The sequence below is a fragment of the Marinobacter sp. tcs-11 genome (genome assembly GCF_002049515.1).
Lineage (GTDB): Bacteria > Pseudomonadota > Gammaproteobacteria > Pseudomonadales > Oleiphilaceae > Marinobacter > Marinobacter nauticus.
The window spans coordinates 39542-60250 of the sequence record NZ_LLYU01000022.1 but is presented as its reverse complement, the minus strand read 5'-3'; the positions used below and the strand labels follow the sequence as shown (position 1 = coordinate 60250).

18 protein-coding genes and 1 other RNA gene are annotated in these 20709 nt (G+C 57.5%); 12 read left to right on the top strand and 7 right to left on the bottom strand.

Annotated elements, in window-relative coordinates:
- The coding region (locus ARC85_RS17140) for a restriction endonuclease subunit S domain-containing protein (protein WP_502688019.1) at nucleotides 1–414 on the bottom strand (414 nt) is incomplete at its 3' end.
- Nucleotides 415–608: 194 nt separating this feature from the next.
- Between ARC85_RS17140 and ARC85_RS17135 the strand changes: the two genes are divergently transcribed.
- Entirely contained in the window at nucleotides 609–773 is a 165-nt protein-coding gene (locus ARC85_RS17135; protein ID WP_023011664.1) for a hypothetical protein, read from the top strand.
- An 89-nt stretch (nucleotides 774–862) separates the two neighbouring features.
- On the opposite strand, the gene ARC85_RS17130 is transcribed toward ARC85_RS17135, so the two are convergent.
- The 4 genes from ARC85_RS17130 to smpB all read right to left on the bottom strand — a co-directional run bounded on the left by ARC85_RS17130 (nucleotide 863) and on the right by smpB (nucleotide 5342).
- Nucleotides 863–2575, bottom strand: coding sequence for a class I SAM-dependent DNA methyltransferase (locus ARC85_RS17130; RefSeq protein WP_286715596.1), 1713 nt, complete (start codon nucleotides 2573–2575; stop codon nucleotides 863–865).
- Nucleotides 2576–2846: 271 nt separating this feature from the next.
- Nucleotides 2847–3212: a transfer-messenger RNA gene (gene ssrA, locus ARC85_RS17125) on the bottom strand.
- A 94-nt stretch (nucleotides 3213–3306) separates the two neighbouring features.
- Entirely contained in the window at nucleotides 3307–4725 is a 1419-nt protein-coding gene (locus tag ARC85_RS17120; RefSeq protein ID WP_286715594.1) for a WS/DGAT/MGAT family O-acyltransferase, read from the bottom strand.
- Nucleotides 4726–4859: 134 nt separating this feature from the next.
- On the bottom strand, nucleotides 4860–5342 hold the full coding sequence (gene smpB / locus ARC85_RS17115) for an SsrA-binding protein SmpB (RefSeq protein ID WP_011786782.1): 483 nt from the start codon (nucleotides 5340–5342) through the stop codon (nucleotides 4860–4862).
- Nucleotides 5343–5521: 179 nt separating this feature from the next.
- Here smpB and ARC85_RS17110 point away from each other — a divergent pair, with 179 nt between their 5' ends.
- The 3 genes from ARC85_RS17110 to ARC85_RS17100 are packed head-to-tail and all read left to right on the top strand — an operon-like array spanning nucleotide 5522 to nucleotide 7884.
- Nucleotides 5522–7108: a sodium-dependent transporter gene (locus tag ARC85_RS17110; RefSeq protein ID WP_286715592.1), complete on the top strand. Its 1587-nt coding sequence runs from the start codon at nucleotides 5522–5524 to the stop codon at nucleotides 7106–7108.
- 51 nt (nucleotides 7109–7159) lie between these two features.
- Nucleotides 7160–7606, top strand: a complete 447-nt coding sequence (locus ARC85_RS17105) for a type II toxin-antitoxin system RatA family toxin (protein ID WP_014422610.1) — start codon at nucleotides 7160–7162, stop codon at nucleotides 7604–7606.
- Nucleotides 7606–7884, top strand: coding sequence for an RnfH family protein (locus ARC85_RS17100; protein ID WP_286715597.1), 279 nt, complete (start codon nucleotides 7606–7608; stop codon nucleotides 7882–7884). Before ARC85_RS17105 ends, ARC85_RS17100 begins: the two co-directional genes overlap by 1 nt.
- 3 nt (nucleotides 7885–7887) lie before the next feature.
- On the opposite strand, the gene ARC85_RS17095 is transcribed toward ARC85_RS17100, so the two are convergent.
- Nucleotides 7888–8220 carry an outer membrane protein assembly factor BamE gene (locus ARC85_RS17095; protein WP_022991272.1) on the bottom strand — a complete coding sequence of 111 codons (333 nt, stop codon included), beginning with the start codon at nucleotides 8218–8220 and terminating at the stop codon, nucleotides 7888–7890.
- 122 nt (nucleotides 8221–8342) lie between these two features.
- On the opposite strand from ARC85_RS17095, the gene fur reads away from it, so the two are divergent.
- Nucleotides 8343–8762 carry a ferric iron uptake transcriptional regulator gene (gene fur / locus ARC85_RS17090; protein ID WP_014422607.1) on the top strand — a complete coding sequence of 140 codons (420 nt, stop codon included), beginning with the start codon at nucleotides 8343–8345 and terminating at the stop codon, nucleotides 8760–8762.
- A 53-nt stretch (nucleotides 8763–8815) separates the two neighbouring features.
- On the opposite strand, the gene recN is transcribed toward fur, so the two are convergent.
- A complete protein-coding gene (gene recN / locus ARC85_RS17085; RefSeq protein ID WP_199452722.1) occupies nucleotides 8816–10495 on the bottom strand; it encodes a DNA repair protein RecN in 1680 nt (559 codons plus the stop codon).
- A gap of 260 nt (nucleotides 10496–10755) precedes the next feature.
- On the opposite strand from recN, the gene grpE reads away from it, so the two are divergent.
- The 7 genes from grpE (at nucleotide 10756) to greA (ending at nucleotide 20662) form a co-directional block, all read left to right on the top strand.
- Nucleotides 10756–11364 carry a nucleotide exchange factor GrpE gene (gene grpE / locus ARC85_RS17080; protein ID WP_031211578.1) on the top strand — a complete coding sequence of 203 codons (609 nt, stop codon included), beginning with the start codon at nucleotides 10756–10758 and terminating at the stop codon, nucleotides 11362–11364.
- Nucleotides 11365–11457: 93 nt separating this feature from the next.
- Nucleotides 11458–13383, top strand: coding sequence for a molecular chaperone DnaK (gene dnaK / locus ARC85_RS17075; protein WP_023011656.1), 1926 nt, complete (start codon nucleotides 11458–11460; stop codon nucleotides 13381–13383).
- Nucleotides 13384–13461: 78 nt separating this feature from the next.
- On the top strand, nucleotides 13462–14586 hold the full coding sequence (dnaJ, locus tag ARC85_RS17070) for a molecular chaperone DnaJ (protein WP_023011655.1): 1125 nt from the start codon (nucleotides 13462–13464) through the stop codon (nucleotides 14584–14586).
- 11 nt (nucleotides 14587–14597) lie between these two features.
- Entirely contained in the window at nucleotides 14598–15401 is an 804-nt protein-coding gene (gene dapB, locus ARC85_RS17065) for a 4-hydroxy-tetrahydrodipicolinate reductase (protein WP_023011654.1), read from the top strand.
- 345 nt (nucleotides 15402–15746) lie between these two features.
- A complete protein-coding gene (gene carA / locus ARC85_RS17060; protein ID WP_023011652.1) occupies nucleotides 15747–16877 on the top strand; it encodes a glutamine-hydrolyzing carbamoyl-phosphate synthase small subunit in 1131 nt (376 codons plus the stop codon).
- A gap of 82 nt (nucleotides 16878–16959) precedes the next feature.
- A complete protein-coding gene (gene carB / locus ARC85_RS17055) occupies nucleotides 16960–20178 on the top strand; it encodes a carbamoyl-phosphate synthase large subunit (protein WP_286715590.1) in 3219 nt (1072 codons plus the stop codon).
- A 4-nt stretch (nucleotides 20179–20182) separates the two neighbouring features.
- On the top strand, nucleotides 20183–20662 hold the full coding sequence (gene greA, locus ARC85_RS17050; RefSeq protein WP_022991279.1) for a transcription elongation factor GreA: 480 nt from the start codon (nucleotides 20183–20185) through the stop codon (nucleotides 20660–20662).
- Nucleotides 20663–20709 lie beyond the last annotated feature (47 nt).

The following is a 20709-nucleotide window of genomic DNA, read 5'->3' as shown; positions in this document are numbered from 1 at the left end:
CTCGGGGGAAGAAGCAGTTCCTGGCCAGGCGAATACGGGCGGAAAGTGGTTCCCATCAGTCATCCTGTTGCTGAAGAATTTTGATCTATTGTGCCAGAATGTAGCTTCTGCCGCGCAGACTCCTAGTGCCACATTCTCGTTTGCCAACTGTGCGACTTCGCCAAGTGGAGCCTCTGTGGTTACTACAACATCACCTGCCTTGGGAAGCCCTCGAACCATCCAAGAATCGTAATCTTCCTCTGCAATGTACTCTGTTGCAGGCAGAATCGTTCCGCCTTTTACGATTTTGGCTGTGACCAAAGGAACCCCGTGGTTCGTTTTCCGGGGTGTCTTTCCTCTGTAATCAATCAGCGCATCCACGGCTTCAGATAGAGGCAACAATTGCCAGTGCGAAGGAAACTGATCAGCACTCATATCCCAGTCCCCCAAGATGCCGCTTGATCACAGTCTCCAGCCGGTCGCTCTCAGCAGACTGTCCCCAAAGCTCCTGAGTCATCATTCGTCGGATTATTAGTAATCCCCCAACAGGCAGCTGAGCAACTCCTGAGGCGACGGTATGTCTGGCAAGTGCTATAATTTCACTAATCATCTCGTTCCGGAGCCGCCCCATGGTTCGTAAAAAAAACGTAGGCAAAGTATCGGTTTCGCGTACCAGCATCCTGCGAGCCGTCGCCAGCTCAAGCGCCATCGAAACCGGCGAGCGTACCGAGGTGATCGAGAAGCGGCTGAAGTCACGCAAGCGCCAGAACCGCGCGCTGACGCTGGCCTCCTGAGCCTTAATAAACACGCTCATTGTTGCCCCTCCAGAACTTCCCGAGTCAGGCGTTCAAGGTGTTGATGTCCACCGCCCCGACTGCTGGATTTAAAGCTCATAGCCCAGCCCCCCAAGATTCCGCTTGATCTCAACCTCCAGTCGGTCACTCTCAGCAAACTGCTCCCGCAGTTGGATGGTCAACCGCGCCATCTTTTCAGCAAAGGGCTCGCCATCGTCTTCCTGCTCCTGAGCCCCCACATAGCGCCCCGGCGTCAACACAAACTCATGCTTCCTGATCTCATCCAGGCTGGCGGATTTGCAGAAACCGGCGATATCCTCGTAGCCCTCGCCACGCTGCCAGGCATGGAAGGTGTCGGCGATCTTGGCGATGTCGTCGTTGGTGAAGTCCCGCAGCACACGATCCCGCATAAAGCCCAGGTTGCGGGCGTCGATGAACAGGAACTCTTCCCGGCGGTCGCGCTTTTTCTCGTTGCGCACCATGCCGTTGGCTTTGTCTTTGGTCAGGAACCAGATGCAGGCCGGGATCTGGGTGTTGGTGAACAGCTGGCCGGGCAGGGCGACCATGCATTCCACCAGGTCTTCCTCCACCAGGCGCTTGCGGATTTCGCCTTCGTTGTTGGTGTTGGAGCTCATGGAACCGTTGGCCAGCAGCAGGGCCATGCTGCCTGTCGGAGCCAGGTGGTGGATCATGTGCTGCATCCAGCCAAAGTTAGCGTTGCCCTTGGGCGGGGTGCCGTACTTCCAGCGCACGTCGTCGGCCAGGGATTCGCTCCACCAGTCTTTGATGTTGAACGGCGGGTTAGCCATCACAAAGTCGGCGCGCAAGTCTGGGTGCTGGTCGTCCAGGAAGGTGTCGGCGTTCTTCTTGCCGAAGTTGAAGTCGATGCCCCGGATGGCCATGTTCATGGCGGCCAGCTTCCAGGTGGTTGGGTTGGACTCCTGACCGTACACGGAGATGTGTTTCTTCTGCTCGCTGGCGTCGTAGTGCTGTTCGCTGGCGTGTTGCTCGATGAACTTGTCGCTGGAGACAAAGAAGCCGCCCGAGCCCATGGCCGGATCGTACACACGCCCGGAGTAGGGCTGCAGCATTTCCACAATCAGGTTGACGATGCTCTTGGGGGTGTAATACTGCCCCCCCTGCTTGCCTTCAGCGAGGGCGAACTGGCCCAGGAAGTATTCATACACATGGCCGAGGATGTCTTTGCTGTGCAGGCTCAGCTTCTCGCCCTCGAATACCGGCCGGGTGAAGGAGGTGTCCGAGAAGGTGTTGATCAGGCCCAGCAGCTTGTCGTTGTCCAGCTGGTACTGGCTGATGCGGTTGAGAATGCCCTTGAGCTTGGCGTTGCTCTTCTCGATCTCTTCCAGGGCGTTGTCGATCAGCCAGGACACGGAGCGCAGCTTTATGTCGTTACCTACATCGTCCTGCCAGAGCGCCGTGCCCACGGGCAGCACGGCTTTCTCTTTCAGGGTGCTCCAGCGGGCGGCCTTGGGCACCCAAAACACGTTGGCCTCGCGGTAGTAATCTAATACTTCCAGTTCTTCCAGCAGGGCTTGCTGGTAGTCCTCGTCGCCGTCGTAATCTTCCGGCGGCAAGTAGTAGATGTCGTCGTTCTCATCCTTGAATCGTTCCAGCAATTCTTCCTGGCGCTCCTCGAAGGCATCGGAGACGTACTTCAGGAAGATCAGGCCCAGCACCACGTGCTTGTAGTTGGCGGCATCCAGGTTGGCGCGGAGCTTGTCGGCGGCTTTCCAGAGTTTGTCGTCCAGGGCTTTGAGGAATTGCTGTTCCGTGTTGTTCATTGCTCGGTTGTTCCCTATGAGAAGTTACGGCTTTCGTTCTCTGTTAAAGCGTAAAGGCACGGAGCGACAGGCTGTGTCGGTTCGTGCCTTGGATTGTTCCGGAGCGTAACGGGCAATACCGGGGGTGTATTGCTTGCTAACCACTCGATATAGGGTTGTTTTACGTCAGTTGGTGGGGTTAGGCAAGGTTAAGCGCCGATGACACCTGAAGAAAAAACGGAAGGTCAGAAACGAAAAAAGCCCCTGAAATCAGGGGCTTTTTTCTGGAAGGTGGTGGAGACGGCGGGAATTGAACCCGCGTCCGCCAGCACTAGGCCTTGAGGTCTACATGCTTAGTGTCCTTCTATTGATTTAACCTCAAGCGACCCGAAGGCCAGGGTGCAAGAGGCGAGCTCTTTAATCTTAGCCGAACACCAGTGAGCTCTGGTGAACGGAGCAGCCTATAAGCGATGACGTCCTGGGATGTTGCTACTGAGTTATAGGCGCCTCAGCCAGGACGACTGGAACGGCTTACGCCGCCAGTGCGTAGTTTTCGTCGTTTGCGACTATTACGTTGCAGCTTTGGATTTACGAGATTCGCTGCCATCTCGGCATGCACCCAAGGGTTCGTCACCGGCGTCGAAGCCAAGTCGTCCCCTTGTTATTTCAGTATATGTGTCCGGATTGCCAGACTTCAAGGCTTCTTTGTGTAACGGCGTTACTATTTGTACCTACCGCTGGCTCTGGTTAGCCTAGGAGGCTTGGCGGAAACCGCCGGCGCCAGCTTTCGCGAGTGCAGCCTGATACAGGCTCTCGAAGCTGTCACGGAAATAATTCATCACCTCGCCCGGGTCGGCTTTGATGCCTTTGTCGACGGTTATGCCGAACTGTACCGTGCCGGCGTAACTGAAAATGCTCATGCCTATACCTATGTTGCCGCTCTGGGGGACCCAGAACATGGGTTGAACCAGTTTGCTGCCCGCCAGGTAAACCGCATGGCGTGGTCCGGGAACGTTGGTCAGAACTGCTGAAGCCTTGTTGCTGAGCAGGTCCAGTGCCCGGCGTTCGAGAATGTCCGGGCCGCGGCCAAACAGGTCCAGCAGGCTATAGGTTACCTGGGCCTGGTATGACCGTTTGAGCCGGTTCATGTTTTCCTGAACCTGGCGGAAACACATGATCGGATCCGTTACCTCAACAGGCAGGCACACCAGCACCAGGCCAAACTGATTGCCGAGGTTTTCGATGGGTTGGTCCAGCGGCCTCAGGTTGAAAGGAACGGCAACCCGAATGCCGCAGTCCGGAATACTCTGGCCGTGCTCCGTAAAATGCCGGGTCAGCGCACCGGTCGCGGCGCAAAGCAATACGTCGTTGACGGTTCCGCCCAGTGTCCGCGCGCACTGTTTCACGGTTTCCAGTTCAAGGGGCTCGGCCCAGGCCACTTGTTTGCGGCCCAGCAGCGGGCTTTTCAGGCTGGTTTTCGGCTCGAAGGGGGCAAGTCCCAGTTTGGCCAGGTCCATAACAATACCGCCGGCGGTGGTGGCCAGCTTCAGTGGGTAGTCAGGCTCTTTGCGAATGGAATCCACGAACAGGTTGGCCTGTCCCCAGGCCGCCTGAGTGCTGTCCACAATCCGGTGCAGGAACCGGCTGGCGGCGGTGCCGTTGGGTTTTGTGGGTAGCTTTGGGTGTGCAACGCGCTCTAGCTTGGGTTCAGGAGTGCGATCGGTCAGGGAAAGCAGTACCCGCACCAGTGAAATGCCATCGGCAATACAGTGGTGAATCCTGATTAACAGGGCGCAGCCGCTCTCATAGTTGTCGATGTAGTGTATCTGCCAGAGTGGCCGGCGGAAATCGAGAGCGGTGCTGTTGAAATCACTGGCCAGGGCCTGAAGCTCTCGCTTGCCGGCGTTTCCCGGCAGAGCGATGGTGTGCAGGTGGTTGTCCAGATCGAACAGGGGGTCGTCTTCCCAGTAGACCTTGTCACCTTTGTCAACGATGCGCTGCCGAAAGCGTCTGAATTTCAGGAAACGTTCTTCCAGGGTGCGCTTGAGTCGCTTGAGTGGAATGGGTTGTTCAAAGGCCAGTACCGCGGAAATCATCATGGGATTTTCCGGGGTATCCATGCGTAACCAGGAGCGATCGACCGAGGTCATGGCTGTCCGTTTTGCTGACATAAGCCCTCCCTATGCTCTGTACCGGAGTCCGGGCCGCCTGGTACTGCCATCGGGGCCAACTGACGAAAGGCCTAAAAGTATAGGAGGCTTTTTGAAATCAGCAAAGAGGGTGCATATGCGACACAGTTTTGGTGTCAGGTGTTGGCCTCGCGCATGATGCGCTGTTTCTGGCGGTTCCAGTCGCGTTCTTTCTCCGTAGCGCGCTTGTCGAACAGCTTCTTGCCTTTCACCAGGGCGATCTCACATTTTACCTTGTTCTTTTTCCAGTACAGGGCGAGGGGAATGCAGGTGTAACCCGCCTGATTTACCTGGCCGACAATCTTGGCGATTTCCTTGGCGTGCAGCAGCAGTTTGCGGGTGCGGGTCGGGTCCGCAATCACATGGGTAGAGGCGGTGTTCAGAGGCGTGATGTGGGAGCCCAACAGCCAGGCCTCGCCATCCTTCAGCAGTACATAGGCGTCAACCAGTTGTGCCTTACCGGCACGCAACGACTTCACTTCCCAGCCAAGCAGGGCCAGGCCAGCCTCGAAGCGCTCCTCAATATGGTATTCGTGCTTCGCCTTCTTGTTCAGGGCGATGGTGTTGCTGGTTGGGGCGTTTGCTTTCTTCTTGCTCATGAATCCTGTCCGGGATCGGAAGAATGACGGTGCTGGTCTTGTCGGTACGCCAGCAAAGCGCGCATTGTAGCGCAGGAGTGCAAGAAGGGTCACGGATTCGCCGACTGGCTCGGGTTTAGTGTCGTTCCTGCAGGCTTGCTTCGGCTACAATGATGCGCTCGTCACTGCCTGGGGAAGTAATGCTGCGCAAGTACCAGACGTCAATAGGGTCGTTTACCCGAAAATCCACCTTTTTCTGGGCTTCTGTGGGTGCCACGGTCGGCCTGGCCAATTTATGGCAGTTTCCCTATCTGGCCAGTATCCACGGCGGTGGCTTGTTTATCTTGCTGTACCTGGCCTGCCTGCTGATTGTTACCTTGCCGCTGATGGTGACGGAGGCTGTGATTGGCCGTCATGCCCGGCATGGTATTGTGCTGGCCATGGACGGCATGGTTAAAAACGCTGGTTGCTCACCGTTCTGGCGACTGGCGGGGCCGCTTAGCATTCTTGCGGCGTTCGTGGTGCTCTCCTTTACCGCGGTTTTTGGCGGTATTGTGCTGGCTTACATCTTTTTCGGGGCAGCTGACCGTTTCGAGGGTGCTTCGGCGGCCTCAGCAACTGCTGTTCTGTCGGAGCTGGTGTCGGACCCGGGCCACTATCGGCAGTTTATGGCCTGGCATGTCTTCTTCGTGATTCTCGTGGTTGCGGTCTCTGCCCGCGGAGTGGTCAAGGGCCTGGAGCGATCGATGCGCATGATCGTACCCTGCACCCTGCTGTTGATGTTGGTGCTGTTCGGGCTGGCAGCCATGGGGGGGAGCTTGCAGTCCGGGATAGATCACGTTCTGGTGATGCGGCCTGAGCAGGTAACAGCGGCCAGTATCAAGGCAGCGTTCTTTCATGCTTTTTATACCTTGGGTCTCGGAATGGGGGTGTGGGCAATATTTGGCGCCTATTCCACCAGCCATACCCGTCTGAAACGCTCAATACTGGCTGTGGTGTTGATGGACACCCTCGTTGCCATCATGGCCGGATTGATGATGTTTTCAGTTGCTGCGGACGGTAGCAGCCTGGAGGGGGAGCGGGGTTTCAGCCTGCTTTTTGTTTCGCTGCCGGTCGCGCTATCAGGCATGCCCTACAGTCAGGTGGTGATCGCGGCGGTTTATCTGCTGGTGGTGCTGATTGTCTGGGCGACGGGGGTGTCTCTGCTCGAACCGGTGGTGGGATGGTTCCGGGAGTGGACCGGGGCGCCTCGGGGCTGGTCTGCGGTCATTGTCGGGCTTGCAGTCTGGTTCGCCGGGCTGGCTTCCCTGTTCTCCTTCAATCTGTGGGCAGATTACCGCATAGGTGGTGCCACTGTATTTCGATGGCTGGAACTGGTCGCCGGTGGCATTGTGATACCGGCGGTGGCTATTCTCATTGCCACATTTGCCGGCTGGTGTATCACCCGGCGCTTCGCGGCAACCATTCTGGGCAATGCGCCGGTTGTGTTCCGGAGAATCTGGTTCTGGGTGATGCGCCTGGTGCTTCCTGTTGTGGCGGCCTGGATCGGGCTACAGTACACGCTATTCTCACTCGGCAACCTGTGTGACAACGGCAGTGCTGCTATCTGGTGCCAGCAACCTACAGCGTCTGCTGAGGCGCAGAATAGGGCGCCTGAAGACAGCCCGGTTGAGGAAGATGTACCTCCGAAGACACCCGAAGAGGCCGTGCTGCCCGCGGAAAACGGGCAGCCCGAACCAGATGAAAATGCCCCCAAAGAGGGCGATATCCTTTATCATAGTGTCTGACTGGCCCGGCAGGGCTGGAACGAAGTCTGAAACGCAGGAAATCCGGTTTACATGGCACATCAGATCGACAAGACCGCATTGGTTATGCACTCGGCGGAGCGTATGTTCCACCTGGTCAATGACGTTGCCCGTTACCCTGAGTTCTTACCCTGGTGTGCCGGGGCAGAGGTCCACGAACAGAATGATGCTGAAATCATGGCTTCACTGGATATTTCCAAAGGGGGCGTTCGCCACCGGCTGACCACACGAAACCAGTTGCTGATGCCAGAGACCATTGAAATGAAGCTCGTGGACGGCCCGCTCAGAAATCTTACCGGGCGCTGGCACTTTCGGGCTCTGGACGATAACGCCTGCAAAGTAATCCTGACCCTGGAGTTTGAATTTTCAGGTTCGCTTTCACGAATGACTTTCGGCCCGGTATTTAATCAGGCGGCCAATACCATGGTGGATGCTTTCTGTCGTCGCGCAGACGAGGTTTATCGCGGAGGGATCGTGTGATGGAAGTGGAAGTGGCCTATGCCCGCCCGGACAAGCAGCAGATTGTGCCCGTGGTGGTGCCTCCGGGCACTACAGCCCTTGAAGCCGTGAAGCTCTCCAGGATTATCGAGATCTTTCCGGAGATTGATCCGGACGCTATCGATATGGGGGTGTTTGGCAAAGTGGTGAAGAACCCGGCCGAGCATGCTCTGAGAGAAGGCGACCGGGTGGAACTATACCGCCCACTCAAGATTGATCCCAAGCAGGCTCGCCTGAACCGGGCTAAAAAGAAAGCGTAAGCGCTAGTAAGCTGGTGTTTCTTCCAGTAATTGGGCTTCGTAGTGGCTCAGCTGATCGTTCTCGTAGTAAACGATGATGCGCTGTTCTTCGATCTCGTTGCCCCGGCGCTGAAAGGTGTAAACATAGTATTCCCTGGACGGGTCGACGGGGTTCAGCATCAACGGGCTTCCCAGCAGCGCGTGAACCTGACTTCTGGGCATGCCCTCGGACAGTTCCGTCAGCTCCTCATCGGTGACAATGTTGCCCTGCTGGACATTGATTTTGTAAACGCCCGGAAAAACACAGCCGGACAAGGATAAAATGCTAATAAGAACGATAGCGGGGAGCTTTTGCATCGCCGGGGGAAATCCTCTATCTTGAATTCGCCTGCGTTGAGCAGGTGTGAAACGGGTCATCCGTCGTACTGCGGCTTCATCATACCGGAAGCCGTGAGGCACACCAAAGAGCGAATGGTAACATGTCATCTGAAAACGCCGAATTACGAAAAGTCGGTCTGAAAGTTACTCTGCCAAGGGTCAAGATCTTCAATATCCTTGAGAATGCTGAAGAACATCACCTGAGTGCTGAAGACGTTTATAAAAAGCTGCTGGACCAGGGCGATGACGTGGGCCTGGCGACAGTCTACCGGGTGCTGACCCAGTTCGAAGCTGCAGGCCTCGTGTTGCGTCATAATTTCGAAGGCGGTCACGCGGTGTTCGAGATGGCCGGTGATGATCATCACGACCACATGGTTTGCACTCAGACTGGCGAAGTTGTTGAGTTCGTCGATGAGGTCATCGAGGAGCGCCAGCAGAAGATTGCGGCAGAGCACGGCTATGAGATTGTCGATCACAGCCTGATCCTTTACGTGAAGCCACTGAAGTCCGATAAGAAGTAAAAAAAGGGCCAGCGACAAGGCTGGCCCAGAAGCTCTCCGAAACGAGAGGGGGATTAGTGATGGGTTGCCTGGCCCTTTACAAACATCTCCCGGGCATGAGCTATGGTCTGTTCTGTCATGTCCACTCCGCCAAGCATCCTTGCGACTTCGCTGATCCGGCCCTGGTCATCCAGGGATTCGATGCGTGAATAGGTCGCGTCTTTCTCGGTAAATTTGCTGACGAACAAATGCTGATGGCACTGGGCCGCCACCTGCGGCAGGTGCGTGACGCACAGTACCTGGCCATTCTCGCCGAGTGCTCTCAGCAGGCGGCCTACGACCTCCGCGGTGCCGCCACCGATGCCGACATCCACCTCATCGAACACCAAAGTTGGTGTGGTGGAGGTTTGTGCCACAACCACCTGGATGGCCAGGCTTATGCGGGAAAGTTCACCGCCGGAAGCCACCTTGGCCAACGATCGGGCGGGTTGGCCCGGGTTGGCACTCACCAGGAATTCCACCTCTTCCATGCCGTGAGGGGCAGGTTCGTCATCACTGTTCCGGCTCAGGTGACTGACAAACTGCACCGATGGCATGCTCAATTGTGCCAACTCCCGGGCGATTCGCTGGTCGAGCTCCATGGCGGCATTCCGGCGTGTTTCTGTCAGCTTGGTGGCCAGGGCGTCAAACCGTGCCCGCAGGTTTTCCAGCTCGGCCTGAAGTTGTTCCAGGCTGCCTTCGCCGCCATCCAGTTCGGCCAGCTCCTGGCTCAGGCGTTGATGCAATTCCGGTAACTCCTCCGGGGTGATCCGGTGTTTGCGCGCCATCTGATAAATGGCGCTGAGCCGTTCTTCCACTTCGTTCAGTCGGACCGGGTCGGCTTCGTAGTCGTCTACGAAGCGGCGCAGGTTGTCGCCGGCTTCTGAAATCTGAATCTGTGCTTCGTTCAGCATCTGGATGGTGTCGGTCAGTGCCGGGACATCAACCGGCAGTTGCTCCAGTTGGTGCAGTGCCTGGCGCACCAGGTCTGCGGCCGAAACCTCATCTTCAGTGCATAGCAGGGCGGCCTGGTGGCTGCTGTGAAGTACGGCGTCCGCCTGGCTGAGCTGTGCCTGTTCGGTTTCCAGGGTTGTCTGTTCGTCCTCGCCCAGCGCCAACCTGTCCAGCTCTTCCACCTGATAGCGCAGCAGCTGTAAACGGGCCTCGGCCTCATCAGCATTGTGCTGGCGTTGCTGTAGTTTCTGACGCGTCTGGTGCCAGGCTTTCCATGCAGATCGGGTTTCGTCGGCCAGGCTTTCCGCGCCGGCGAACTCGTCCAGCAGCTTTCGGTGGGTTTCCTTACGCAGCAGGGATTGATGCTGGTGCTGACTGTGGATATCCATCAGCAGGCCGCCCAGTTCTTTCAATTGTGACAGCGGGCAGGGCTGGCCATTAATGAATGCCTTGGAGCGGCCGTCCTTGCTGATGGTCCGGCGCAGGATGCAATCGTCCTTGTCGTCCAGCTCATGGCTGTCCAGCCAGGACCGGGCTTCGGGGATGCGGGATATATCGAAGCTGGCGGTAATGTCGGCACGCTTGGCGCCATGGCGAACAGCGCCGGCATCGGCCCGGCCTCCCATGGCCAGGCCAAGGGCATCAAGCACAATCGACTTGCCGGCGCCGGTTTCCCCAGTCAGGGCTGTCATACCGCGGTTGAACTGGAGTTCAACCCTTTCTGCAATGGCGTAGTTCGATACCGTGAGTTGTGTGAGCATGCCGCAACCTCCGCTCGTTCTTGAGCAAGTAATAACTCTGACCACTGTTCGTTCATACAGTTGCTGTGAATATATACAGGGTTTTTCCGGTTTGCAAACAGGAAATGATGAAAACATCAAAGATTGCGTGGGTGACGGTTGAAACCCGGGAAGCGGGCCCCATATCGGTTCGCAAAGCGATTCTTTCCTGCTTTCTGCACAAGCGGGAGTGGTTATTTCTGCAGGCCTCCGTGGCCGTGAAAACGTTATCAGGAGTTGTCATGAGTGCTGACGAAAAGCGCAACGAACAGGTAGAAGAACGCAACGAGGCAGCAGAAGCTGCGGCGGAAGAGCAGGCTGCAGGTAACCAGGATGCCGAGCAGTCACCGGAGCAGGGCTCCGAGCTGGATGTGCTGCAGCAGAAACTGCAGGAGTACCAGGAGCAGGCCTTGCGGGCACAGGCGGAGATGCAGAATGTCCGTCGCCGGGCCGAGATTGATGTGGAAAAAGCTCACAAGTTTGCGCTCGAGAAGTTTGTGAAAGAGCTGTTGCCGGTGGCCGACAGTCTGGAGAAGGCGGTCGAAAGCACCGAGGGTCACGAAAACGCAGGCGAGCTGGTTGCGTCCATTCGCGAAGGTGTGGAAATGACCCTGACGCTGTTCATGAACAGCCTGAAGAAATTCAACGTTGAACAGCTCAACCCGGTGGGTGAGCCGTTCGATCCGCAGCAGCACGAAGCCATGTCCATGGTGCCGGCGCCGGATGCCGAGCCTAACAGCGTGGTTGCGGTTGTGCAGAAAGGTTATCTGCTTAATGGCCGGGTAGTTCGTCCGGCGATGGTCGTAGTGGCCAAGGCAGAAGATGCGCCAAAAATCGACGAGCAGGCTTGAAAAGTCGAGCGGAGCGCCAATATAGCGATTAAACAGCAAAGGCCGGGGTAGGCATTCTCCGGAACAGCATTCAGAAAGATTTGGAGTGATTCGATGAGCAAGATTATTGGTATCGACCTGGGAACCACAAACTCCTGTGTGGCCATCATGGATGGCGACAAGGTAAAGGTAATTGAAAACGCAGAGGGTGATCGCACCACCCCGTCCATCATCGCCTACACCGATGACAACGAGACTCTGGTTGGCCAGTCGGCCAAGCGTCAGGCGGTGACCAACCCGCACAACACTCTGTACGCCATTAAGCGTCTGATTGGTCGTCGTTTTGAAGATGACGTGGTTCAGAAAGACATCAAGATGGTGCCCTATAAAATCGCCAAGGCAGACAACGGTGACGCCTGGGTTGAGGTAAAGGGTCAGAAAATGGCGCCGCCGCAGGTGTCTGCAGAAGTTCTGAAGAAAATGAAGAAGACTGCAGAAGACTACCTGGGTGAAAAGGTAACCGAAGCGGTGATCACCGTGCCTGCGTACTTCAATGACAGCCAGCGCCAGGCGACCAAAGATGCTGGCAAGATTGCTGGTCTGGAAGTGAAGCGGATCATCAACGAGCCAACTGCTGCGGCCCTGGCTTATGGCCTGGACAAGAAGAGCGGTGATCGTACTGTTGCTGTGTACGACCTGGGTGGTGGTACTTTCGATCTGTCCATCATCGAAATTGCGGACGTAGACGGCGAGCACCAGTTCGAAGTGCTGGCCACCAACGGTGACACCTTCCTGGGCGGTGAAGATTTCGACCTGAAAGTGATTGAATACCTGGCCGACCAGTTCAAGAAAGACAGCGGCATCGATCTTCGCGGCGACTCTCTGGCCATGCAGCGTCTGAAAGAAGCGGCGGAGAAGGCCAAGATCGAGCTGTCCAGCAGCCAGCAGACCGACGTAAACCTGCCGTACATCACTGCAGATGCGTCTGGTCCCAAGCACATGAACGTGAAGCTGACCCGTGCCAAGCTGGAATCGCTGGTGGAAGACCTGGTTCAGCGCAGTCTGGAGCCCTGTAAGGTGGCTCTTCAGGATGCGGGCATGAAGGCCGGTGAAATCGACGAGGTTATTCTGGTCGGTGGTCAGACCCGTATGCCGCTGGTGCAGGAGAAAGTAAAAGAGTTCTTCGGCAAAGAGCCGCGTAAAGACGTGAACCCGGACGAGGCCGTCGCCATGGGTGCAGCGATTCAGGGCGCGGTACTGTCTGGCGACGTGAAAGACGTACTGCTGCTGGACGTAACCCCGCTGACCCTGGGTATCGAAACCATGGGTGGCGTGGCCACTCCGCTGATCGAGAAGAACACCACGATTCCGACCAAGAAATCGCAGACCTTCTCTACAGCGGATGACAACCAGACTGCAGTGACCATTCATGTGGTTCAGGGTGAGCGTAAGCAGGCGGCACAGAACAAGTCTCTGGGTCGTTTCGATCTGGCCGATATTCCGCCGGCACCGCGCGGTGTGCCGCAGATCGAAGTAACCTTCGATATTGATGCCAACGGTATCCTGAACGTGTCTGCCAAAGACAAGGCGACCGGCAAGGAACAGTCCATCGTGATCAAGGCCTCTTCTGGTCTGAACGATGACGAGATCGAGAAGATGGTTCGCGATGCCGAGGCCAATGCCGAGGAAGATCGCAAGTTCGAGGAGCTTGTCCAGGCCCGTAACCAGGGTGATGCCATGGTACACGCCGTGCGCAAGACCTTGAGTGAAGCCGGTGACAAGGTCTCCGACAGCGAGAAGGAGTCCATCGAGGCCGCCATTAAGGATCTGGAAGAGGCCCTCGAGGGTTCTGACAAGGAAGCGATCGAAGCCAAGACTCAGAAGCTGACCGAAGTGTCCTCTGAGCTGGCTCAGAAGATGTACGCGGATCAGGCCGACCAGGCTCAGCAGGCCGGTGGCCAGGAAGAAGGTCAGGCCAAGAGTGCTGACGACGCCGTCGATGCCGAGTTCGAGGAAGTCAAAGACGACGACAAGAAGTAATTCCGAGGTACATCAAGTAGTTGGGGAAACGCGGGCCGGGCTCGCGTTTTCCTCGTTATAAAAACAGGGTTTTGAAGCATGGCCAAGCGCGATTATTACGAAGTACTCGGGATCTCCCGGGATGCGGACGAAAAGGAAATTAAGCGGGCGTATCGAAAGCTCGCGATGAAGTACCACCCGGACCGTAACCCGGATGACAAAGATGCCGAGAACAAATTCAAAGAGGCCAGCGAAGCCTACGAAATCCTGGCGGACTCCAGTAAGCGCGCCGCCTACGACCAGTTTGGTCATGCCGGCGTAGACGGTCAGGCTGGCGGCGGCTTTGGTGGCGGTGGCGCCAGCTTCTCCGACATCTTTGGTGATGTGTTCGGTGACATCTTCGGTGGTGGTGGCCGTGGCCGAACCACCCGCGGTGCAGATCTTCGCTACACCCTGGAGCTGGATCTGGAAGAGGCCGTTAAGGGCAAAACCGTCAAGATCAACATCCCTGGCCATAAAGAATGTGAAGCCTGTGACGGCAGTGGCGCTGAAAAAGGCTCTCGCCCGGAAAGCTGTGGCACCTGCCAGGGCATGGGCCAGGTCCGGATGCAGCAAGGCTTCTTCACCGTACAGCAAGCCTGTCCTACCTGTCGTGGCTCCGGCCAGATCATCAAGAACCCGTGTAAGAGCTGCCATGGCCAGGGTCGGGTGCGCCAGGAGAAAACCCTCTCGGTCAAGGTGCCGCCAGGTGTTGATACTGGCGACCGTATTCGCCTGTCCGGCGAAGGTGAGATGGGTGTAGACGGAGGGCCTCCTGGAGACCTTTATGTACAGGTCGCCGTTCGTGAGCATTCCATTTTCACCCGTGACGGTCGCAATCTTTACTGCGAAGTGCCCATCAGCATCGTCGACGCCACCCTCGGTGGCGAGCTGGAAGTACCAACGCTGGATGGTCGGGTAAAGCTCAAGATTCCGCCTGAGACCCAGACCGGCAAACTGTTCCGTCTGCGCAACAAAGGCGTCAGCCCGGTCCGCGGTGGCCCGGCCGGTGATTTGTTGTGCCGGGTGATTGTGGAAACGCCGGTGAACCTCACCAAACGCCAGAAAGAACTGCTGGAAGAATTCCAGCAAACCCTGGATGGTAACAACGGAACTCATCATGCCCCCAAGAAAACCTCATGGTTTGAGGGTGTGAAAAACTTCTTCGACGAAATGAAATTCTGAGGGTAGAGCAGATGAGGGTAGCGATCATCGGCGCCGCCGGGCGCATGGGTAAAGTGCTGATCGAAGCTGTCGACGGTACCGAAGGCCTTGAGCTCGGCGCTGCCATCGTCGAGCCGGGCAGCAGTCTGATTGGCGCCGACGCCGGTGAAATGACCGGCATCGGCAAAACCGGCGTAAAAATGGCCGCCAGCCTGGACGACGTCAAAGACGACTTCGACGTACTGGTGGACTTCACCTTCCCGGACCTGACCCTGGAAAACGCGAAGTTTTGCAGCGCTAACGGCAAAATGCTCGTGATCGGTACCACCGGCATGACCGACGCCGAAAAAGAGCAACTGGCCCTGGCCGCCGAAAACACTCCGGTCGTTTTTGCGCCCAACATGAGCGTGGGCGTCAATGTCGTCCTCAACCTGCTGCGCACCGCCGCCGCAACCTTGGGTGATGACTACGACGTGGAAATCATCGAAGCCCACCACCGCCACAAAAAAGACGCCCCCTCGGGCACAGCCCTGCGTATGGGTGAAGTGGTGGCTGATGCTCTCGGTCGCGACCTGAAAGAATGTGCGGTCTATGGCCGCGAAGGCTTCACCGGCGAACGCACCCGCAAGGAAATCGGCTTCGAGACCATCCGCGCCGGCGATGTGGTGGGTGACCACACCGTTCTGTTCGCCACCGAGGGCGAGCGCATTGAGATTACCCACAAGGCGAGCAGCCGGATGACGTTTGCTAAAGGCGCCATGCGTGCGGCGTTGTGGCTGAAGGGTAAGGCGGCAGGTCTTTACGACATGCAGGATGTTCTGAACCTGAAAAGTTGAGGTTGAGCTACATACTCAGAGGCTGCGGGAGCAGGGCACCTTCCCGAAAATTTCGAAGGCCATGGATGGCCGGAGAGAAGCGCACATGGAAGTGCTTGTAGCGGTTTTCGGGAAGGTGCCCTGCTTCCGTGGCCGGAGTTTGCGTCAGGCCGAGAGCAATTCGGCGTGGACAAAAAACGCCAAAATCGCTTACAATAAGGCGATTTGACTGCACCAAGCGTACCTTTGAAAAGTTTATAAAAGCGGGACCGGGTTTTTACCTTGTCTCGCTTTTTTGCAACCTGAGATTATGCGCTTGCGTTCCTGTTCGTGACGAACTTACGCCACTCGATGAGGATACAAGCCTTGAGCACACCAGCAATCCTTGCACTCGCAGACGGAAGCCTCTTCTACGGCACCGCCATCGGCGCAGACGGAGAAACCAGCGGCGAGGTAGTTTTCAACACTGCCATGACCGGCTACCAGGAAATCCTGACCGATCCGTCCTACTCCCGCCAGATCGTTACCCTGACGTATCCGCACATTGGCAACACCGGTGTTAACGAAGAAGACGTAGAATCCGACCGCATCCAGGCCGCTGGCCTGATCATCCGGGATCTGCCCCTGCTCGCCAGCAGCTGGCGAAACAAGGGTAGCCTTGATGACTACCTGCGAAGCAACAACATTGTTGGCATTGCGGACATCGACACCCGCCGACTGACCCGCATCCTCCGGGACAAGGGCTCCCAGCATGGGGCCATCGTCGCTGGTGAAAACGCCACTGCCGAACGCGCACTGGAACTGGCTAACGCCTTTCCCGGCCTCAAAGGCATGGACCTGGCCAAAGAAGTCACCTGCAGCGAAGCCTACCAGTGGAACCAGGCCGAGTGGGATCTGGTAAACGGCTACAGTGACCGCTCCGAAGACAGGTTCAAGGTGGTGGCCTGGGATTACGGCGTAAAATACAACATTCTGCGGATGCTCGCGGCCCGCGGTTGCGAGATCACCGTCGTGCCTGCGCAAACCCCGGCCTCTGATGTACTGGCGATGAACCCCGATGGCATCTTCCTGTCCAACGGCCCGGGCGACCCCGAGCCCTGCGACTATGCTATCAAGGCCATTCAGGAAGTGCTGGAAACCGAGATTCCGGTATTCGGCATCTGCCTGGGCCACCAGCTACTGGCCCTGGCCAGTGGTGCAAAAACCATGAAAATGGGCCACGGCCACCACGGTGCCAACCATCCGGTGCAGGACATTGCCAAAGGCACTGTGATGATTACCAGTCAGAACCACGGCTTTGCTGTGGATGAAACAACCCTGCCCGCCAACGTGGAAGCGACTCACAAATCGCTGTTTGACGGCACTCTGCAGGGCATTCGCCGCACCGATAAGCCGGCCTACAGCTTCCAGGGTCACCCGGAAGCCAGCCCGGGGCCCCATGATGTGGCTCCGCTGTTTGACGAGTTTATCCAGCTGATGGAAGCGCGATCTGCCTGAGGGCAAGGCCATCAACGATAGCTCACCGGCGCTGAATACCGCGCTGCAAGAATTCAAAAGTTGCTGACAGGTTTACCAAGACATGCCAAAACGTACCGACATTAAAAGCATCCTGATCCTGGGCGCCGGCCCCATCGTGATCGGGCAGGCGTGCGAATTCGACTACTCCGGAGCCCAGGCCTGTAAGGCGCTGCGCGAAGAGGGCTACCGGGTGATCCTGGTGAACTCCAACCCGGCCACCATCATGACCGACCCGGCCATGGCCGATGCCACCTACATCGAGCCGATCACCTGGAAGACGGTCGAAAAGATCATCGAAAAGGAAAAGCCGGACGCCCTGCTGCCCACCATGGGTGGTCAGACTGCACTGAACTGTGCGCTGGACCTGGAAAAGCACGGCGTGTTGGAGAAGCATAGCGTTGAAATGATCGGCGCTAACGCTGACACCATCGACAAGGCCGAAGACCGCGACCGCTTCGACAAGGCCATGAAGAAAATCGGTCTGGAGTGCCCGCGCGCGGCCATCGCCCATTCCATGGACGAAGCCTGGAAGATCTCCGAAGACATCGGTTTCCCGTGCATCATCCGTCCATCGTTCACCATGGGTGGTTCCGGCGGTGGTATCGCCTACAACAAGGACGAGTTCGAGGAAATCTGTACTCGTGGCCTGGACCTGTCGCCGACCAACGAACTGCTGATCGACGAATCCCTGATCGGCTGGAAAGAGTACGAGATGGAAGTTGTTCGCGACAAGAACGACAACTGCATCATCGTCTGTGCCATCGAGAACTTCGACGCCATGGGCGTGCACACCGGTGATTCCATTACGGTGGCCCCGGCCCAGACCCTCACCGACAAGGAATACCAGATCATGCGGAACGCCTCCCTGGCGGTCCTGCGGGAAATCGGTGTGGAAACCGGCGGCTCCAACGTCCAGTTCGGCATCAATCCGGACACCGGCCGCATGGTCGTTATCGAGATGAACCCCCGGGTGTCCCGTTCCTCAGCGCTGGCGTCCAAGGCCACTGGCTTCCCGATCGCCAAGGTGGCGGCCAAGCTGGCCGTGGGTTACACCCTTGATGAACTGCAGAACGAAATCACCGGCGGCGTCACCCCGGCCTCGTTCGAGCCGTCCATTGATTACGTGGTTACCAAGATTCCCCGGTTTACCTTCGAAAAATTCCCCCAGGCCGACGCCCGCCTGACCACCCAGATGAAGTCTGTGGGTGAGGTTATGGCCATTGGTCGGACCTTCCAGGAGTCGGTGCAAAAGGCATTGCGTGGCCTGGAAGTGGGTTCCGAAGGCTTCGATGAAAAGCTGGAAGATCTGGACTCCGAAAACAGCCGCGAAACCCTGACCCGGGAGTTGAACGTGCCTGGTGCCGAGCGAATCTGGTACATTGGCGATGCCTTCCGCGCCGGCATGACCGTGGACGAAGTGTTCCGCCATACCAAGGTAGACCCCTGGTACCTGGTGCAGATCGAGGACATCGTGCGCGAAGAACAGGCCCTCAAGTCGGCCGGTAAGGCCGATATCGACAAGGCCACCCTGTTCCGCCTCAAGCGCAAGGGCTTCTCCGATGCCCGCCTGGCCAAGCTGCTGGGCATTTCCGAAGTCAGCCTGCGCAAGCTACGCCATGATCTTGGCATCCGCCCGGTGTACAAGCGCGTGGATACCTGTGCGGCGGAATTTGCCTCCGATACCGCCTACATGTACTCCACCTATGAGGAAGAGTGCGAGGCAGAGCCGAGCGATCGCGAGAAGATTGTGGTCATCGGCGGTGGCCCCAACCGCATTGGTCAGGGCATCGAATTCGACTACTGCTGTGTGCACGCGGCCCTGGCCATGCGCGAGGATGGCTACGAGACCATCATGATCAACTGCAACCCGGAGACCGTGTCGACTGATTACGACACCTCCGACCGGTTGTATTTTGAGCCGATCACCCTGGAAGACGTGCTGGAAATCATCAACGTCGAGAAGCCCAAGGGCGTAATCGTCCAGTATGGCGGTCAGACTCCGCTGAAACTGGCCCGTGGCCTGGAAGCCGCCGGTGTGCCCATTATCGGCACCAGTCCGGACGCCATTGACCGCGCCGAAGACCGCGAGCGCTTCCAGCAGATGATCCAGCGCCTGGGTCTGAAGCAGCCGGAAAACGCCACTGTGCGCAGCCACGAGGAAGGCATCGTGGCTGCCCGCGAGATTGGCTACCCGCTGGTGGTGCGCCCGTCGTACGTGCTGGGTGGCCGGGCCATGGAGATCGTCTATGACGAAACCGAACTGGTGCGCTACATGCGTAACGCGGTGCTGGTCTCCAATGACAGCCCGGTTCTGCTTGATCACTTCCTGAATGCTGCCATCGAGGTCGATATTGATGCGATCAGTGACGGCACTGATGTTGTGATCGGCGGTATCATGCAGCACATTGAGCAGGCTGGTGTTCACTCTGGTGATTCCGCCTGCTCCCTGCCGCCCTACAGCCTGAGCAAGCAGGTGCAGGACGAGATGCGCGAGGCCGTGAAAAAAATGGCCATCGAGCTGGATGTTATCGGCCTGATGAACGTGCAGCTGGCCTATCAGGATGGTGAGATCTACGTGATCGAAGTGAACCCGCGTGCCTCACGGACCGTGCCGTTTGTGTCCAAGGCTATCGGGGTGTCTCTGGCCGCGGTTGCGGCCCGGGTGATGTCCGGCAAGAGCCTGAAAGAACTGAACTTTACTCAGGAAATCGTGCCGGCCTACTACGCCGTTAAAGAGTCCGTGTTCCCGTTCAACAAATTCCCGGCCGTGGACCCGATCCTCGGGCCGGAAATGAAATCCACCGGTGAGGTGATGGGGTTGGGCGACAGCTTTGATGAAGCCTTTGCCAAGGCCGCTCTGGCCGTGGGTGAACGGTTGCCGGCCCAGGGCGTGGCCTTCATGTCGGTGCGCGATGTGGACAAGCCGGGTGCGGCCAGTGTTGCCCGCGACCTGGTGGATGCTGGCTTCAGGATTATTGCCACCACTGGCACCGCCAAGGCGCTGGAAGCCGAAGGTATCGCCGTTGAGCGGGTGAACAAGGTTCGCGAGGGTCGCCCGCACATTGTCGATGCCATCAAGAATGGTCAGGTTCAGCTGATTATCAATACTACGGAAGGTCGCAAGGCGATTTCTGATTCGGCGCAGATTCGCCAGTCTGCCTTGCAGACCAAAGTAACCTACACAACCACACTGGCAGGTGGCGAAGCCTTCTGCCGGGCCATCAAGTTTGGCCCGGAGCGCACCGTTCGTCGCCTCCAGGAACTACACGCAGGAAAGTAAGGCTATGGCTGACAGAGTACCGATGACCAAGACGGGCGAAGACCGTCTGCGTGAGGAGCTGAAAAAGCTGAAGTCCGAAGATCGGCCGCGGGTGATCGCGGCCATTGCCGATGCCCGTGAGCACGGCGATCTGAAGGAAAATGCTGAGTATCATGCGGCCCGGGAGCAGCAGAGCTTTATCGAAGGTCGCATTCAGGAAATCGAAGGCAAGCTGTCCGTGGCGCAGGTGATTGATGTGACCACCATGGAGAATACCGGCAAGGTGATCTTCGGCACCACTGTGCATCTGGTCAACATGGAAACCGACGAAGAGGTTACTTACCAGATCGTGGGTGAAGATGAGGCCGACATCAAGGCAGGCAAGCTGTCGGTGTCCTCGCCGATCGCCCGCGCGCTGATTGGTAAGAACGAAGGGGATGTGGTGGCTATCCGTATCCCCTCCGGTACCGTGGAGTACGAGATTTCCGAAGTGGAATATATCTGACTCGGTTGTGCTGATCGGGCGTAAAGAAAAAGCCGGCTCTGGGGAAC

Coding starts and splice junctions, on each gene's coding strand:
- ARC85_RS17135 (WP_023011664.1), top strand. CDS start 609: ATGGTTCGTAAAAAAAACGTAGGCAAAGTATCGGTTTCGCGTACCAGC.
- ARC85_RS17130 (WP_286715596.1), bottom strand. CDS start 2,575: ATGAACAACACGGAACAGCAATTCCTCAAAGCCCTGGACGACAAACTC.
- ARC85_RS17120 (WP_286715594.1), bottom strand. CDS start 4,725: ATGTCAGCAAAACGGACAGCCATGACCTCGGTCGATCGCTCCTGGTTA.
- smpB (WP_011786782.1), bottom strand. CDS start 5,342: ATGAGCAAGAAGAAAGCAAACGCCCCAACCAGCAACACCATCGCCCTG.
- ARC85_RS17110 (WP_286715592.1), top strand. CDS start 5,522: ATGCTGCGCAAGTACCAGACGTCAATAGGGTCGTTTACCCGAAAATCC.
- ARC85_RS17105 (WP_014422610.1), top strand. CDS start 7,160: ATGGCACATCAGATCGACAAGACCGCATTGGTTATGCACTCGGCGGAG.
- ARC85_RS17100 (WP_286715597.1), top strand. CDS start 7,606: ATGGAAGTGGAAGTGGCCTATGCCCGCCCGGACAAGCAGCAGATTGTG.
- ARC85_RS17095 (WP_022991272.1), bottom strand. CDS start 8,220: ATGCAAAAGCTCCCCGCTATCGTTCTTATTAGCATTTTATCCTTGTCC.
- fur (WP_014422607.1), top strand. CDS start 8,343: ATGTCATCTGAAAACGCCGAATTACGAAAAGTCGGTCTGAAAGTTACT.
- recN (WP_199452722.1), bottom strand. CDS start 10,495: ATGCTCACACAACTCACGGTATCGAACTACGCCATTGCAGAAAGGGTT.
- grpE (WP_031211578.1), top strand. CDS start 10,756: ATGAGTGCTGACGAAAAGCGCAACGAACAGGTAGAAGAACGCAACGAG.
- dnaK (WP_023011656.1), top strand. CDS start 11,458: ATGAGCAAGATTATTGGTATCGACCTGGGAACCACAAACTCCTGTGTG.
- dnaJ (WP_023011655.1), top strand. CDS start 13,462: ATGGCCAAGCGCGATTATTACGAAGTACTCGGGATCTCCCGGGATGCG.
- dapB (WP_023011654.1), top strand. CDS start 14,598: ATGAGGGTAGCGATCATCGGCGCCGCCGGGCGCATGGGTAAAGTGCTG.
- carB (WP_286715590.1), top strand. CDS start 16,960: ATGCCAAAACGTACCGACATTAAAAGCATCCTGATCCTGGGCGCCGGC.
- greA (WP_022991279.1), top strand. CDS start 20,183: ATGGCTGACAGAGTACCGATGACCAAGACGGGCGAAGACCGTCTGCGT.